The 659-nt window shown below is 49.6% G+C and carries 1 pseudogene; it reads right to left on the bottom strand.

Going from position 1 to position 659, the window contains the following annotated elements:
* Window positions 1-659 (bottom strand): annotated as a pseudogene (locus R7R78_RS26955) (acetoacetate--CoA ligase); the annotation flags it as partial.

Genomic DNA, 659 nt, shown 5'->3' with positions numbered 1-659 from the left:
GGATTCGCTATTGCGCCGATATTTTTAACTGTCTGACCATTCACGACCTGCTTTACTGCCAGTTCAACCGTTTTACCGGAACGCGTTCGTGGAATATCACTGAGTGCGAAGATCTTGCGCGGGACATGTCGCGGTGAGCAGTTCGCTTTCAACGTTTGGCGGATCAAGTCACTCAGTTGTGGCGTTAACTCAACACTTTGGCTTAATTTGACGAATAACCAGATCTCTTCAGATTGCTGGCTCAACTTACCGACAGCAATCGAATCTTCGATACCCGATAGCGAATTCACTTGTTGATAGATTTCTGCTGTACCAATACGTACTCCGCCGGGATTGAGCGTTGCGTCACTTCGGCCGTAGAAGATAAAGCCGTCGTTTTCGGTTTGCATGACGTCATCACCGTGGTGCCAAGTATCCGCAAATTTGCTCCAGTAAGCATCGTGATAACGTTCGCCATTGTCATGCCAAAAGCCGATAGGAAAGTTTGGCAGCGAGTTGTTACATGTCAGTTCTCCGCGTTGTGAAACTACTTCGCTCCCTGCGTCATCACGCACTTTTACCTTGTTGCCGAGCCCCGCACCTTGGCATTCCCCCTTGTAGACGGGAGAGATCGGGTTACCAAGAACAAAGCAGCCACAAATGTCGGTTCCGCCAGCGAT

The sequence above is a fragment of the Vibrio sp. 2134-1 genome (assembly GCF_033339495.1).
Note: the sequence above shows the minus strand (reverse complement) of the source record. Positions and strands in the feature narration are given on the sequence as shown.